The organism is Sphingomonas glaciei (genome assembly GCF_023380025.1).
Lineage (GTDB): Bacteria > Pseudomonadota > Alphaproteobacteria > Sphingomonadales > Sphingomonadaceae > Sphingomicrobium > Sphingomicrobium glaciei.
Genome location: NZ_CP097253.1, coordinates 85309 through 99817, shown reverse-complemented (window position 1 = coordinate 99817; position 14509 = coordinate 85309). Strand labels below are relative to the sequence as shown.

At 64.9% G+C, this 14509-nt stretch carries 11 protein-coding genes and 2 tRNA genes; 8 read left to right on the top strand and 5 right to left on the bottom strand.

Annotated features, from left to right (window positions below; genetic code table 11):
* Nucleotides 1-26: 26 nt before the first annotated feature.
* Nucleotides 27-1142 carry an NAD(P)-dependent alcohol dehydrogenase gene (locus M1K48_RS00440; protein WP_249503933.1) on the top strand — a complete coding sequence of 372 codons (1116 nt, stop codon included), beginning with the start codon at nucleotides 27-29 and terminating at the stop codon, nucleotides 1140-1142.
* 95 nt (nucleotides 1143-1237) lie between these two features.
* Here the strand turns inward: M1K48_RS00440 and M1K48_RS00435 are convergent, their stop codons facing one another.
* Complete coding sequence (locus tag M1K48_RS00435; protein ID WP_249503932.1) at nucleotides 1238-1495, bottom strand: hypothetical protein; 258 nt, start codon at nucleotides 1493-1495, stop codon at nucleotides 1238-1240.
* Nucleotides 1496-1726: 231 nt separating this feature from the next.
* Here M1K48_RS00435 and hrpB point away from each other — a divergent pair, with 231 nt between their 5' ends.
* The 4 genes from hrpB (at nucleotide 1727) to M1K48_RS00415 (ending at nucleotide 5910) form a co-directional block, all read left to right on the top strand.
* Entirely contained in the window at nucleotides 1727-4267 is a 2541-nt protein-coding gene (hrpB, locus tag M1K48_RS00430; RefSeq protein ID WP_249503931.1) for an ATP-dependent helicase HrpB, read from the top strand.
* Nucleotides 4264-4581, top strand: a complete 318-nt coding sequence (locus M1K48_RS00425; RefSeq protein WP_319941184.1) for an NADH dehydrogenase ubiquinone Fe-S protein 4 — start codon at nucleotides 4264-4266, stop codon at nucleotides 4579-4581. The genes hrpB and M1K48_RS00425 overlap by 4 nt, the downstream gene beginning before the upstream one ends.
* A gap of 88 nt (nucleotides 4582-4669) precedes the next feature.
* Nucleotides 4670-5785, top strand: coding sequence for a non-hydrolyzing UDP-N-acetylglucosamine 2-epimerase (gene wecB / locus M1K48_RS00420; protein ID WP_249503930.1), 1116 nt, complete (start codon nucleotides 4670-4672; stop codon nucleotides 5783-5785).
* 49 nt (nucleotides 5786-5834) lie between these two features.
* A tRNA-Glu gene (locus tag M1K48_RS00415) sits at nucleotides 5835-5910 on the top strand.
* A gap of 196 nt (nucleotides 5911-6106) precedes the next feature.
* Here M1K48_RS00415 and M1K48_RS00410 read toward each other — a convergent pair.
* From M1K48_RS00410 to M1K48_RS00400, 3 genes are read right to left on the bottom strand one after another with little or no spacing between them, the layout of a single operon-like run.
* Nucleotides 6107-7672 carry a recombinase family protein gene (locus tag M1K48_RS00410; protein ID WP_249503929.1) on the bottom strand — a complete coding sequence of 522 codons (1566 nt, stop codon included), beginning with the start codon at nucleotides 7670-7672 and terminating at the stop codon, nucleotides 6107-6109.
* The gene (locus M1K48_RS00405) at nucleotides 7669-8073 is read right to left on the bottom strand and encodes a DUF2924 domain-containing protein (protein ID WP_249503928.1); all 405 of its coding nucleotides are present in this window, start codon (nucleotides 8071-8073) and stop codon (nucleotides 7669-7671) included. The genes M1K48_RS00410 and M1K48_RS00405 overlap by 4 nt, the downstream gene beginning before the upstream one ends.
* Nucleotides 8070-8354, bottom strand: coding sequence for a DUF3489 domain-containing protein (locus M1K48_RS00400; protein WP_249503927.1), 285 nt, complete (start codon nucleotides 8352-8354; stop codon nucleotides 8070-8072). The genes M1K48_RS00405 and M1K48_RS00400 overlap by 4 nt, the downstream gene beginning before the upstream one ends.
* Before the next feature lie 1922 nt (nucleotides 8355-10276).
* On the opposite strand from M1K48_RS00400, the gene M1K48_RS00395 reads away from it, so the two are divergent.
* Nucleotides 10277-10353 (top strand) — tRNA-Arg (locus M1K48_RS00395).
* A gap of 44 nt (nucleotides 10354-10397) precedes the next feature.
* On the opposite strand, the gene M1K48_RS00390 is transcribed toward M1K48_RS00395, so the two are convergent.
* On the bottom strand, nucleotides 10398-10763 hold the full coding sequence (locus tag M1K48_RS00390) for a DUF7668 domain-containing protein (RefSeq protein ID WP_249503926.1): 366 nt from the start codon (nucleotides 10761-10763) through the stop codon (nucleotides 10398-10400).
* 452 nt (nucleotides 10764-11215) lie between these two features.
* Between M1K48_RS00390 and M1K48_RS00385 the strand changes: the two genes are divergently transcribed.
* The gene (locus M1K48_RS00385) at nucleotides 11216-11758 is read left to right on the top strand and encodes an RNA polymerase sigma factor (RefSeq protein ID WP_257794155.1); all 543 of its coding nucleotides are present in this window, start codon (nucleotides 11216-11218) and stop codon (nucleotides 11756-11758) included.
* Between the two features lie 347 nt (nucleotides 11759-12105).
* Entirely contained in the window at nucleotides 12106-13563 is a 1458-nt protein-coding gene (locus tag M1K48_RS00380; protein ID WP_249503924.1) for a vWA domain-containing protein, read from the top strand.
* Nucleotides 13564-14509 lie beyond the last annotated feature (946 nt).

The following is a 14509-nucleotide window of genomic DNA, read 5'->3' as shown; positions in this document are numbered from 1 at the left end:
TCCCCCAAGGACAAGAGAAGCACCCCATGGTCGACACAATCGGTTACGCCGCCAAGCATAGTTTCAGCCGCCTCAAGCCCTTCCGCTTCGAGCGCGACGAACCCAAACCCAACGAACTTCTCATCGAAGTCCTTTATTGCGGCGTCTGCCACTCGGACATCCACCAGGTGAAGAACGAGTGGAGCAACACCCTCTACCCCTGCGTCCCCGGCCATGAGGTCGTCGGCCGCGTCGCCAAAGCGGCCAAGGACGGCAAGCATAAGGTCGGCGACATCGTTGGCGTCGGCTGCATGGTCGACAGCTGCCAGTCGTGCGCGCCGTGCAAGGAAGGCGACGAGAATTATTGCGAGGGCCCCAACGGCTTTCTCGCCACCTACAACGGCCCGTTCATTCCGGCGGCGCAGGCGGCGACCGGTGAGAACATGTACGGCCGCGACAACACCTTCGGCGGCTATTCCTCCAACATCGTCTGCCGCGAGGACTTCGTGATCGCGATCCCCGACGCGCTCAAACCCGAGGAGGCCGCGCCGATCCTCTGCGCCGGTGTCACCACCTATTCACCGATGAAGCATTGGGGGGTGGAAAAGGGCGACAAGGTCGGTGTGATCGGCCTTGGCGGACTCGGCCACATGGCGGTCAAGTTGGCGAAGGCGCTCGGAGCCGAGGTCACCGTCTTCACCCGCACCGAAGAAAAGAAGGCCGAAGCCGAAGCGCTGGGCGCGAGCCACGTAGCGATGGAGAAGGAGATCAAGGAAAAGGCCGAGCAACTGGCCGCGGTGCCCGGCACCTTCGACTTGATCCTCTCGACCGTCCCCGAAAAGCATGACATCAACCCGTTCATCGCCCTCCTCAAGCGCGACAAGACGCTGGTGATTGTCGGCGCGCTTGAGCCGATGGCGGCGGTCGACAACAGCCAGGTCGCTTTCCACCGCCGGTCGGTCGCCGGCTCGCTGATCGGTTCGATCGCCGAGACCCAGGAAGTGATCGACTTCTGCGCCGAACACGGCATCGCCCCGGACATCACGGTTATTCCGATCCAGGACATCAACAGCGCGATGAAGAAGGTCGAAAAGGGCGACGTGCGCTTCCGCTACGTCATCGACATGGCCAGCCTCGCCAAGGAGGAGGCCGACGCGAACTGAGGCAGTTCGCCTTCGACAAGCAGGCTGGTGGGCCCTTGCGCGCCGACCAGCCTGCTCCGGTTCGTCTTAGAAAAGCGTACCCGCAGAAGCGGGCTTCAATTGCCTCGACAGGATGTGCCGGGTGAGCCGTTCATCGGCGCCGGTCCGCCAAACGCAGCCCGGATCTGACCGTAGGATTGCACCAGCGTACTTGGCCCCATCCCATCGTCGTTGAGGCCCGAATAAGCGCAGATTGAACTCGCGACACCGCTGCGGATCGGGGTCGACGCTCCCGTTCCGGTGACTTCACCGGCCAGCGCCGGCGTGGCGATCATTACCGTGACGATCATCAGGTGCTTGCTGAACCTTCTCATGCCTAGCCTCCTTGATTGACGCACACGACGAGAGGTCTCTGAGCCCCTGAAGCCGGCTCGCTGTCACACAGCGCTATACGAAGGCGATCATCGCGACTCAGCCCCGTCGACGCGGAGGATCACGCATCGCACCGCAAGAGTCACGCCGCAAACGGCGGGCTAGACGAGCGGCGCGGGGGCCTCATCCGTTGAGACAAGGCCTTCGCCTCCGCTTGCAAAGAAGAGTTTGGCATGTTCTGGCCGCAGGCGATGGCCCCCGTGACCACCGCCCTCCCGATCCATTCTGTCCTTCCCGACCTCTTGTCCGCCCTCCGCAATGGCTCGCGGGCGCTGCTTGTCGCGCCGCCGGGCGCCGGCAAGACCACCGTCATTCCTCCTGCGCTGCTCGACCAGTCATGGTGCAGCGGCCAGGTCCTTCTGCTGGTCCCCCGCCGCCTCGCCGCCCGCGCTGCGGCCGAATTCGTTGCCCGCGGCCTCGGCGAAGCGCCCGGGACCACAGTCGGTTACCAGACCCGCCTCGACAGCAGGGTCGGCAAGTCCACCCGGCTGATCGCCATGACCCACGGCGTGTTCCTGTCTCGCTTGCAGGCCGATCCCGAACTCGCCGGAGTGTCGGCGGTGCTGTTCGACGAAGTCCACGAACGCAGCCTCGATAGCGATCTCGCGCTTGCCCTCACCCTCGACGCCTCCGCCGCACTGCGCCCCGACCTCCGCCTACTGGCGATGAGCGCCACCCTCGATGGCGAGCGCTTCGCCGCCCTCCTAGGCGATCCGCCGATGATCCGCTCCGAGGGCCGCTCGCACCCGCTCACCCTGGTCCACCTCGGCCGCGATGCCGCCGCGCGGATCGAGCCCCAGGTCGCCGCCGCCTGCCGCCGTGCGCTGGCCGACAGTGACGCCTCGGTCCTCGCCTTTCTCCCCGGCGTCGCCGAGATCGAGCGCACCGCCGACGCGCTCGGCGCCCTGCCCCCCGAAGTGATCCTCCACCGCCTCCACGGCCAGGTCGATCCCGCCGCCCAGCGCGCCGCGCTTGCCCCGCCCGCTCCCGGCACCCGCAAGCTGGTCCTCGCCACCTCGATCGCCGAGACCAGCGTCACCCTTGATCACGTCGCCGCGGTGGTCGACAGCGGCCTTGCCCGCCGCCCGCGCTACGACCGCGGCGCCGGCCTGACGCGCCTCGTCACCGAACGCGCCTCCCGCGCCGCGGTCACCCAGCGTGCCGGCCGCGCCGCCCGGCAGCGGCCGGGCATCGCCTATCGCCTATGGGAGGAGGCCGCCTTCAACGCCCTCCCCGCCCACGACCCGCCAGAGATCCTCGAAGCCGACCTGTCGAGCCTGCTTCTCACCTGCCTTGGCTGGGGCGAAGCCGATCCGTCGCGCCTGCCCTTTCTCGACCCGCCGCCCGCTGCCGCCCTCGCCGAAGCCCGCCGCCGCCTCGAAGCGCTCGGCGCGATGATCCCCGATGGCCGCCTCACCGACCACGGCCGCGCCATCGCCCGGGTGCCGCTCGAGCCTTGCCTCGCCCACATGCTGATCGAAGCCTCTGCCCGCGGCTTCGGCCGGGCTGCTGCCGATGCCGCCGTCCTCCTCACCGAGCGCGGGCTGGGCGGCAACGACCCCGACCTCGACCTGCGCCACCGCCGCTGGCGCAGCGACCGCGGCAAGCGCGCCGAGGCGGCAAGGGGGCTGGGGAAGCGTTTCTTATCGTTCGTCCTGAGCGGAGCGCCGCAGGCGCGTAGTCGAAGGGCCGTAGGCGAAGGGCAGCGACAACGTCCTTCGACTTCGCTCAGGACGAACGAGGATGTGAACGATTTGGGACCCGCAATCGCCCTCGCCTTCCCCGACCGCCTCTCCCGCCGACGCGGCCCCACGGGCGAGCATTGGCAGTCGGTCGGCGGTCGCGGATTCCGCCTCGATCCCGCCTCCTCGCTCGCCTCGGCCCAGTGGCTGGCGGTGGCCGAGGTGGCCGGTGCAGCGGCCGGTGCCCGGATCCTGTCGGCGGCCGCGATCGACGAGGCCGAGGTGGTCGCCCTGTTCGGCGACCGCATCGAGACCCGCCATGACGGCGCCTTCGATCCCGCTACCGGCGGCGTGACCCCCTCCCGCAGCCGCCGGCTCGGCGCGATCCGCCTGTCCTCCGGGCCCGACCCCACTCCCGACCCCCACGCCATCGCCGCCGCCCTCGTCGAGGGCGTCGCCGAGCATGGCCTCAACCTCCTCCCATGGAATGAGGACGCCCACGCCTTGCGCGCCCGGGCCGCCTTCGCCGCCTCGCGCGACCCAACCCTCCCCGACCTCTCGGACGAAGCGCTCGCAACCCGTCTCGACGAATGGCTCTCACCGCTTGCCCAGGGCCGCCGCCGCCTGTCGGATATCGGCGGCGGAGCGCTGGTCCAGGCGCTCCACAACCTGCTCGGCTGGGACGGCCAGCAGCGGCTCGACAAGCTGGTGCCCAGCCACTTCCGCTCGCCGGCCGGCTCGGCCCACCCGATTGACTATGCCGCGCCCGGTGGCCCGACGGTGGAGGTCCGCGCCCAGGCGTTGTTCGGGCTCGCGACCCATCCGATGGTCGCCGGCGGTCAGGTCCCGCTGACCCTCGCCATCACCTCGCCCGCCGGCCGCCCGATCCAGACCAGCCGCGACCTGCCTTCCTTCTGGGCCGGGAGCTGGCGCGAGGTCGCCAAGGAGATGCGCGGCCGCTACCCGCGCCACCCCTGGCCCGACGACCCGGCGTCGGCCACGCCGACCCTGCGCACCAAGCCGCGCTCTTGATTTCGCACGATCCTTCCGCCACCTCGCGCCTCATGCCCACCGCCCGCATCATCGAGACCGACCGCAAGACCACCCAGAGCGGCCGCGCCAAGGCCGGCAAGTGGACGCTCGAGTTCGAGAGCGAGCGCGCGCAGCGCCACGATCCGCTGACCGGCTGGGTCGGCAATGCCACCACCTCGACCCAAGTCCGCCTCGCCTTCGAGACCAGGGAGCAGGCGATCGACTATGCGGTGAAGCACGGCTTCGACTACCATCTCGTCCCCGCCCCGCCGGTCAAGCTCAAGCTCCAGGCGTACGCCGACAACTTCCGCTGAGGCTTGCAACAACCGCACTTGCGGGAAGTAGTTAATTCGGTTAATCGTAACGGTGCCGGATCGCTTTCTCCTGGGAGGGAGGGCGTCTGTGTCTCCAACAATCCTGCTCGTCGTCGGCACTCGGCCCGAAGCGATCAAGCTCGCTCCCGTGGCGCGCGCTCTGCTGGCCCAGGACCTTGCCCCCCACATCGTCCTGACCGGTCAGCACAGCCAACTCGACCCCGCCGCCTTCGGCCTGGCCTCGCATCCCGTCACCCGGCTGCGCTGTCCGTCGGGGGGCGATCCCCGGGTCCATGCCGAGGCCGTCGCCAACGCCATCGCGCCCCTCCTGCGGGCAAGCGAGCGACCCGCCATGCTGATCGTCCAGGGCGACACCTCCAGTGCGCTCGGCGGGGCGCTGGCCGCAACTGCCGCGGGGCTTCCGCTGGCCCATGTCGAGGCCGGATTACGCAGCCATGACCTGGCGCTGCCGTGGCCCGAGGAGGGCAACCGCGTCGCCATCGATCGTCTCTCGCACCTGCTCTTCGCCGCCACCGCCGACAATGCGGCCAACCTCGCCGCGGAGGGCGTGACGGGCGGCGTCCACGTCACCGGCAATACTGCCATCGACGCCCTGTTCGACGTCCTGTTGGCCTTGCCGCCCAGACTGGACAGCCACGGGCTTCCCCGGCTTCTGGTCACCTGTCACCGCCGCGAGAATTGGGGTGCCGCTTTCACCCCCATCGGGCTTGCGCTGATCGATCTCGCGCAAATTCCGTGGCTTCGGATCGAGGTGGTTCTCCACAGCAATCCCTCGGTGGCCGCCGCGGCCCGGTTGCTGCTCGGCGGGCATCCGCGGATCAGGCTCCTGTCGCCGATGGCCCACCGCTCGATGGTAGGCGCGATCCGCTCGGCGCACATCCTGCTGAGCGATTCCGGCGGAATCCAGGAGGAAGCACCGGCGCTCGGCATCCCCCTGCTGGTCCTTCGCTCGACCACCGAGCGGCCGGAGGGCATCGCCAGCGGCAACAGCCAGCTGGTAGGCAATGATCGCACCCAGATCGTCCACCACGTCCGCCACCTGCTCGAAGATGGCGATGCCTACGCCGCGATGGCGGTGCCGGCGTTCCCGTTCGGCGACGGCAAGGCTGCGCCCCGCATCGCTGCCCTGTGCGGGGAATGGCTCGCGAGTGAGAAGCTGACCCGGCAGGCCTTGATCGCCTGATTGACGAACCGCCAGTCCCCCGCCATATGCGCGCCTCGCACCACCGCGCGGCCCCTTCGTCTAGCGGTCTAGGACGTCGCCCTCTCACGGCGAAAACACGGGTTCGAGTCCCGTAGGGGTCACCACCGACTAAGTCTCTGTGGTCATTGGCTTTACTCCTTTCGGTGCTATCGTTTGCTTGGCGGAATTCAGCCAATCTTGGGCGGTGTCATCGAGCACCACTTCGCGAGAGACTCTCTAGAGAGTTGCACCGGCCTCGATTTGGCTGGTTTTTCTCCCGAGGCCTGAATCCATGTCTTGGGACTTACTGGACTTATCCAGTCAGCTGAGCAGCATCGCTTCCTGTTCGCTCCAAGCAAGTGGCAGCCCATCGAGGTGCTGCAGCGCTCGGCTGGTGAGGTGCGCAGGTTGCTCACCGCGCAAGATTGCGGTGACGATCTTGGGCGAGAGATAGCCGAGGCGGATCAGACGCTTGAAGCGTTCCGGCGATCGGCCGAACTTTGCCGCAAGCGCGTCTAGGCTGAGCTTCGGCTTAGCCAAGGCAAGCTCCCGAGCCCGAGCCGCATCCGTTAGAAGCAAGACCAGCTGCGAGCTGGCGACTGGCTTGTCCTCTGCTGGTGGGCTGCCGACGATCAGCTTGGCATCGTTGCCATGGCGAACTCGCTCGAGTGAGCGCCGTAGGATGGCACCATCCTTGAGTTCAATGGAGAGCTCTGCATCGCCAATCACCACCCGACGAACGTGATCGCAAATTAGCTGGCGCTGCCCGCCTCCATTCGGAGTAGAGGCGGCAGTCGCTGCGCCATCATCGATGCTGCGAACTTGCGCTGCCAAGTGCTCAGCCACGATTATGAGGCAGTTGCGCTCGATAGTGACAGCAGCAATCCTGTAAGCAATAGGTCCTCCAGCCTCGATGCGCTTGGCATTCGTCACATAGTAGCGGAACCTCTGACCCTCCCTCGTCGTGTGGACGGGACCCATCTTGCGGCCATGGCGATCGAAGATGAGGCCTTGCAGCAGGCTTGCAGTCGCCAGCTTGGGTCGGCGCATCTCTTCCGTGCTGCGGGAGGCGAGGATCGCCGCGGCACGGTCGAAGAGGTCTCGATCTACGATGGCGGCATGCTGTCCAGGATAAGCCTTGCCCTTGTGTTCGACCTCGCCAACGTACGTACGGTTACTCAGCACGCAGCGCAGCGCACCATAGTGGAACGGCGTGCCACCAATCTGCGCGCCGGACCGTTGCCTGACCTTAGTCGTAAGCCCCTGCTCCTGTGACCAGCGCAGTGTCTCGTGGATCGAGCCAAGCTCCACAAACCTTGTGAAGAGTGCCTGGACGGTGGCCGCCTCTGCTTCGTTGACGACCAATTTTCGATCCACAGCGCCGTAGCCAAGCGGCACCGTGCCGCCCATCCACATGCCTTTGGCCTTGGACGCGGCGATCTTGTCGCGCACGCGCTCAGCGCCGACCTCTCGCTCGAATTGTGCGAACGAGAGGAGGACGTGCAGCATGAGCCTGCCCATGCTGGTCTTAGTGTTGAACGATTGCGTCACACTGACGAAGCTGGCGCCGTGCGTTTCCATTACTTCGATGATCCGGGCGAAATCAGCGAGGCTGCGGGTAAGCCGGTCAATCTTGTAGATAACCACCACGTCGATCTTGCCGGCGGCAATGTCGGCGAGCAACGCCTTCAGGCCCGGCCGCTCCATGCTGCCGCCGGAGAAGCCGCCATCATCATAGCGGTCCCGCGCAATGGTCCAGCCTTCGTGCTTCTGGCTGATGATGTACGCCTTGCAGGAGTCATACTGCGCATCGAGGCTGTTGAACTCCTGCTCCAGCCCCTCGTCGCTCGACTTGCGGGTGTAGATGGCACAGCGGACCCTGCTCATCGCGGAAGTCCGAAGAAGCGCGGGCCCGACCAGCGCGTGCCGGTGATCACTCCGGCGATCTCGCTCAGCGAACTGTAGTTCGTTTCTTGGTAGCGGAAGCCGTCGTCAGTAACATCGACGACGTAGGTGCCTCCTCGCCAGCGGCGCACAAGGCGGTTGCCGGTGCGGAGCTTTGGCCTAGCCGCTCCCCTACCCTCCGCACCCGACTGCAGCTGCCGAGCTAAGGTGGGCTCCAATCGCCCAATTGCTTTCTCCTGCAAACGATAGGCTAAAGCCCTTGCCAGTAGGTCCGGCGTGAACGCAGCCGGTGGCGCGGTCTTGAACACCTCTCGCCACCGTTGCTGGAGCCCAGCTCTGCCAAGCTTAGGCAATGCGGCGACCTCTTTCTCGAGGCCGCTCATTGCGGCGCCAGCGCGCGGTAGGTACGAACGCCATCGACCTTGTCGCTGTCGATCACGTAGCCCTTCTTGCGTAGACCGGTCATCGCGGCACGAGTGGTGTGCGGCAGCCAGCCTGTTGCAGCGATCATTTGCTCAAGCGTGGCGCCTTCATCTCGCACCAGCAAAGCTGCCAGGCTATCCTGCTTGGAAGGTGCTTTGGCCTCGGTGGCGGGCTTCGCCGCGCCTCCCTTCGCCTCGGAAGAGCTGCCGCGGCTCTTGCTCGTCCTTGTCGTGCTGTTCATGTGAGTGCCTCTCGGTTCGAAGCGGCAATTTACCGCCTCCATCACTCACAGCCCCGCCAGCACGCTGGTCAGGGCGGCGGCACCCAACCAGCGCCGCGACTCACATGAACACCAATGCTCCGATCCGACATACAGTCGAGCAAAATCCTGGCGAGAACGTCCGCTTAGACCCAGTCCCGGACGCCAAGGGCCGCTCCGCCCATTCCCGTGAGCAGCCATCCGTTCATATGCGCCCTGCGGCAGGAAGTGGCCGAGAGCTGCCCTTCCGCAACAAGGGCAAGTAGGTGGAAACCAGACCTTCATGCATTGCCATCAGGGTATGAGCTGGAGGCAGCTATGTCGTTCAGTGAGGAAGAGAAGCGTGCCTGGCACGAGGCGAAACGCGAACGTGAGAAGCGACCCGAGGTCCGTTTCCGTGCCGCGCCAGTGACTGAGTGCATCCACTGCGGCCAACCTTTCGGCTTTGGGGAGGGCCTCATCACGGACGAGGTGTCACTCTGCAACGTCTGCAACGGCGACTAGCGCCCCTGGGAAGCGGGTAACCCCGGCGCGCATTAGCCGCCGGAAGGGGTCCGCTCAGCTAAGTAGCTAATGTCGCAAAGCGACCCATTGCGGAAATTCGCTCTTTATCTGACAACTTGTCCATGCGGCGGCTGACAGACGAGCAACGTGAGATTAGGGGCAGCCGCGGAATGGGTCTACGTAGATGGTGGCCCTTCGCCGTTCTGCTCCTTGCAAATTGCACTGCTTCGATGGACGTAGAAACGTTGGAGCGATGCACTGGCTGGCACTTGGAGGGAGGGTACAGGGCGGTCGCGATGGTCCGCGCCTTGCTCGTATATCCCTGCAGCAGATCTTTCCTACTGGGCTCGTGGCCGCAATGGCTGATGTTAATGGCCAGTTGGATGCCGGTTCCATTCGCCATTCTAAGTTGGCGGTGGGCATTGCGACACAAAGCCTATTGGGACATCATACGGCAGCGCGAAAAGGTGCGAAGAGCCGAGAAGCGGCAGCCAAAGAATCTCTCAGCCCCACACAGAGCTCACGACGATTAAGGTCCGCTTTCGACCCTTAGCGCACAATCCGCTTACGACCCATTGCGGACATTAGCTTGATCCTCCAAGTTGCACTCCGGTCGCGGAGATCAACATGCGCATGACTTGGTTCGCAACGGGGTTGGCCGTCGCTGCTTTCGTGACTGCTGGAGCACTGGCCGGACCTGCTTACTGGCGACCCGCCATGCCAGGGATTTCCGTCGAGGTCCGCAGCGCCTCGGACACGGCGCTGACTTCGCTTATTCTAATCTACGGTTCCAGGGGAAGCGACCCGCTGCATGAAGGGACCCTCCTGGCGGATCAGCACATCTCACAATGCACGATCCGTCAGGCGAAGTGCGTTTCACCGGCAGCGCGGAGCGCCGCACGGGGCGCGGACGAACGGCGCCAAAGTCTTCAGCTCCGCAATTTCAACGGGATTGGCAATCCGATCGTCGGTGCTGTGAGCTGGACCGGTCCAGCCTATCCGAGCGACGTCCGAGTATCTTGTGACTTTCGCATCAAGGATGTCGCCAAGACTTGCCGAGTCGAAGGAATCGCCGGCTGAGAACGCATCCGCCAATGTCCGCTAACCACCCAAAGCGGACACTAGGAGGGCAGCGCCGCTTTCGAGCAACAGCCGCAAAGTTCTTCGCCGGGACAACGGGTAAGCCCTTCCAAGAAGCCGCTTCTGCCTTAAGTCGGGCCCATGAGCCTACGGTGCCTCTTCAACGTCCATCGGCCGATGCTAACATCGATCGTCCGCAGGACCGATCGGTTCACCGCGCTGTGTGACGACTGCGGATCAATCATCGAGCGCTCGGACGAGAGCCGATGGGCAAGGTCAGAGCCATTGGCTTCAACATGTGGCCAGGCCGCATTAGCGAACCGCTCCTAGCTCAACTGGATAGAGCGTTGGGCTTCGAACCCGAAGGTTGGGGGTTCGAGCCCCTCGGAGCGGGCCAATCCTAATGTCCGGAATGGGTGGAAAGCGGACATTAAGCCGCGCTCACGGAACGTGAACGGACTCAATCGTCAGGCGACACCCATCGGGCTCATCGAGCCTCGCATGAAGCGTGAGGTCGCTCACCGGCTCCCCTACGGTCGTGAGATCAACGAGCACCTGCCAATAACCGTCCATCCACCGGTAGACTGAGCGCTCCCAAGTGGCGTCGTTAAGGTGTGCCAGTGGCCTCCCGTATGCAGCCACGTTTGCAGCGATGTGGTCGGCTATGCCTCGTTCGACAGGCTCAACCCCTTCGACGCGCGCATTCCTCAGTTGGAAATCGCCAGTCGCGAAGGCACCGGCGATCTCTTTGAACATCGAGCGCCACGGCTCGGGCACCGGGTGCTCGTGGTCGTCCTTCTGCAACATCGGCCAGCCTCCACCAGCTAGCAAAGCATGGCAACGCCAATGTCCGCAATGGGTCGCAAGCGGACATTAGCCCTGCAGCTGAACGAGCGGCCGCTTCTTGTGCTTCGCCACGAAGACCTGACGGTCTCCTGACGGCCACGTTCAGACGTTTAGGCTGGCGCCCCCGAGCGCCTGATCCTGGTGGGAAGCGGACTGTCTGCTTTCGGTGGAAAGAAGGCCAAAGCCGATGTTGCCGATCGTGTCACCTGAACGCGTCTACCTCGTAGTTCCCGGTAGCCTCATCTTCTTGTCCTGACGCTGAAACTCCTGCTCAGCAATAGGATGGACCTGCAGCGCCATGCATAACCAAACTCAAGTCAAACTAAGATGAAAACTTCCGGCACTGAGGCGCTAGCGCTCGTCATGCCTTGTAGCCATAGTCGGGAACACTGGCAGGTCTGACAGGGGCAGGGGTGAGTAGGGCGGAAGCCGATTCCGATGATGTTCTTGTCGCGGCGGCCTGCCGTGGAGATCGAACGGCATTCGCTGCGATCATGGAGCGCCACTATGATCGCATTCATGCGCTTGCCTGGCACCTGACCGGCACGCGGGCTGATGCCGACGATATCGCCCAGGAAGTCTGCTGCGCCCTTGTCGAGAAGATCGGCAGCTTTCGCGGAGAGGCCAAATTCAGCACCTGGCTGTGCGGTATCACCTATAACGCCTGCCGCGACCTGAAACGGCGGCGGCGATCTTTCTGGTCGATGGGGGAACGGCTGACGGTTCTCGCCGGCCTTGCCGCCAAGCCGGACGGCCGGGACCTCCATGACGCCATGTGGCTGAAGAGCGCGATCAGCCGGCTAAAACCCGCGCTTCGCGATACGGTCGTGCTGGTCGTCGGACAGCAGCTGACCCACGCCGAGGCCGCCGAGATCCTGGACGTCGCGGAAGCGACGGTCGGCTGGCGGATGCATGAAGTCCGCCGTCTCCTGTCCTTCGAAAGTGACCTGACCTGACCGACGAAAAAACTTCCGCCCATCCTCAAAGGATTTAAGCCGCTGCCGCGTCGAAGGACCAGGCGAGCAGTCGTGCGAGCCTCGACAATGAGGAGATCACCATGGGGAAATCACTCCGTTTTTCAGGCCTGTGTCTGAGCGCCGCCTGTCTTGCTTCGTGCGCGGGCTCGGGCCTCGAGACGACCAGCGAAGCGCCTCCGGCAGCAGCACTGGAAGCTGCGGATGCCGCAAGTGAGATCGTGGTCACGGGCTCCGCTATTCAGTCCCGTGCGCTGAGGCCTTCACAGATGGCCGTCATGTCACCAGCGCCGCCCGCTCCACCGCCACCGCCACCACCGCCGTCAGCAATGTGGAACGTGCCCTATAAGGATGTCGGCCGGGACAAGTTCACGACCGTTGCGGAGAATGCGTTCCAGATCGTGCATGAAGCACCGGTCTCAACCTTTTCAATCGACGTCGATACCGCATCCTACTCATGGGTCCGCTCGGCGCTGAATGAGAATGTTCTTCCACAGCCTGCCTCGGTCCGCACCGAGGAGATGATCAACTACTTCCCCTACGATTATGCCCGGCCACGCAGCGCGGAGGCGCCGTTCACGACCAATCTCGCGGTGTTTCCAAGCCCTTGGGCGGCCGGCCGGAAGATCGTACAGATCGGCATCAGGGGCTTTGCGGTGCAACGTTCGACCCGCCCGCCGGCGAATCTGGTGTTCCTCATCGACACGTCTGGATCGATGAACGCGCCCAACAAGCTGCCGCTGGTGCAGCGCTCCCTGAACCTGCTGCTTGAGCAGCTGGATGAGCGCGATACGGTGTCGATCGTCACCTACGCCGGCAGTGCCGGAACGGCACTTGAGCCGACCTCGGCGCGGCAAAAGGACAAGATCCGGGCGGTGATCGACCGCCTGGGGGCGGGAGGAAGCACGGCTGGGGCGGAAGGGATCCGGCAGGCCTATGCCCTGGCTAAGGCGAACTTCGATGCGAAAGGCATCAACCGAGTGCTGTTGGCGACGGACGGGGACTTCAACGTCGGCATCACCGATCAGAATGAGCTGAAGGGCTATATCGAGCGGGAGCGCGACAAGGGCGTGTTCCTGTCCGTGCTCGGCTTCGGCAGCGGCAATTACAACGATGCGCTCATGCAGACGCTGGCGCAGAATGGCAACGGCGTCGCGGCCTATATCGACACCATCAACGAAGCGCGGAAGACGCTGGTTGAAGAAGCGAGCTCGACGCTGTTCCCGATCGCCAAGGACGTGAAGATCCAGGTCGAGTTCAACCCGGCGGCCGTCGCCGAATACAGGCTGATCGGCTACGAGACCCGCGCCCTGAACCGCGACGACTTCGACAATGACAAGGTCGACGCGGGTGACGTCGGATCGGGCCAGACGGTCACCGCACTCTATGAAGTGGTGCCGGTCGGCGGGCCGCGCACGATGGGCGATCTGCGGTACGCGGCGGGGACGGGGGCCAAGGCCGGATCGGCGGGCGAGCTCGGCTTCGTGAAGCTTCGCTACAAGCTGCCAAGGTCGGCGACCAGCCGGCTTATCTCTACGCCGATCGATCGGCGAGCCGAGTTCGCAAGCTTTGCGCAGGCACCTCGCGACGCGCGCTTCGCCACTGCAGTCGCGGGCTTTGCGGAATTGCTCCGTAACGGACGCTACAGCGGCAAGCTGACGTACGGCGATGTGCTGCAGATGGCCGAGGCGGCGCGAGGGCCGGACGAATTTGGCTATCGCAGCGAGTTCATCCAGCTGGTCCGAGCCGCGCAATCGGCGCGAACGATGGCGCAGTTGGACCGGTGAAGACTAGGGGCCGCCGTCGCGCCGACTGCGTTCGGCGGCCCCAAGGCTTTCACCCGGCCGCCAAATGCCGATATGGTTCGCCGATGCTGCCTGCGCGAGGAAAGAGCTAGATGGTTGGCGGGCCGGACAAACCGATCGCCCTGCCGCAGGCGCCGCCGCCGAACCCTGCTGTCAAGCAGCAGGCCATCGACGCTGCGATGCGAAGGTTTGATGGCGTGGAGCAAGTTGCTCCCACCAGGTCGGCTACACGAGAGCCGGTCCGCTTCGGGTGGGCAACACGGCACCAGCGTGCTGCCAGCGCCTTCGCAACCGCTGCCCTTGTCCTGATCGTGACCGTTCCGCTTGGTCTTCGGACGATCGAACAAGGTCGGCCTACCAACGCAGTGTCAGAAGTGAGTCCTTCCGGACAGCCGAGTCTTGAGGTTGCCGAAACTGCGCCGGACGCTCAGGTCGACGCCGTTGCTCCTAGCCCCAAGCAACCCGAACGGTCGGAGCCTGTTCAGAACAAACAGACGCCCACGCCTCCTGTGCCGCCGGGCCGCGCTGTGGCAGCCTCTGAACCAAGCGCGGACGTGGTCATGGAAGAAACTTCACCGGCGCAAGCCTTCGCCCCGCCGGCTCCGCCACCTCCGCCACCTCCGCCACCTCCGCCACCGCCTCCTCCCTCTGCGATCACTTCGGCCGACAGGGTCGAGAATGGTGTCTCGCTTGAGGAAAGCGCGATGTCGGGTGAGGTGGTCGTGACCGGGAGCAGGGTTCGAAAACCCGGGGACGCACGCGCGGCGAAGGGTGGCAGTCCCGTAGCGACGATCGACGCCAGGGAGCGCTTTCTGACCGACCTACAAGCGGCGCTCAGGTCGGGTAACCGCGACAGGGTGCTGCAACTCACCGGGTTTCCGCTGCAGGTGCGATATGCCGGGGGCACGGTGACCTACCGCAGGGCCGC

Bases quoted from the DNA above. Each gene is read 5' to 3' on its own strand.
- M1K48_RS00400 (WP_249503927.1), bottom strand. From the start codon at position 8,354: ATGAACAGCACGACAAGGACGAGCAAGAGCCGCGGCAGCTCTTCCGAG.
- M1K48_RS00435 (WP_249503932.1), bottom strand. From the start codon at position 1,495: ATGAGAAGGTTCAGCAAGCACCTGATGATCGTCACGGTAATGATCGCC.
- M1K48_RS00405 (WP_249503928.1), bottom strand. From the start codon at position 8,073: ATGAGCGGCCTCGAGAAAGAGGTCGCCGCATTGCCTAAGCTTGGCAGA.
- M1K48_RS00390 (WP_249503926.1), bottom strand. From the start codon at position 10,763: ATGTTGCAGAAGGACGACCACGAGCACCCGGTGCCCGAGCCGTGGCGC.
- M1K48_RS00440 (WP_249503933.1), top strand. From the start codon at position 27: ATGGTCGACACAATCGGTTACGCCGCCAAGCATAGTTTCAGCCGCCTC.
- hrpB (WP_249503931.1), top strand. From the start codon at position 1,727: ATGTTCTGGCCGCAGGCGATGGCCCCCGTGACCACCGCCCTCCCGATC.
- M1K48_RS00380 (WP_249503924.1), top strand. From the start codon at position 12,106: ATGTGGAACGTGCCCTATAAGGATGTCGGCCGGGACAAGTTCACGACC.
- M1K48_RS00410 (WP_249503929.1), bottom strand. From the start codon at position 7,672: ATGAGCAGGGTCCGCTGTGCCATCTACACCCGCAAGTCGAGCGACGAG.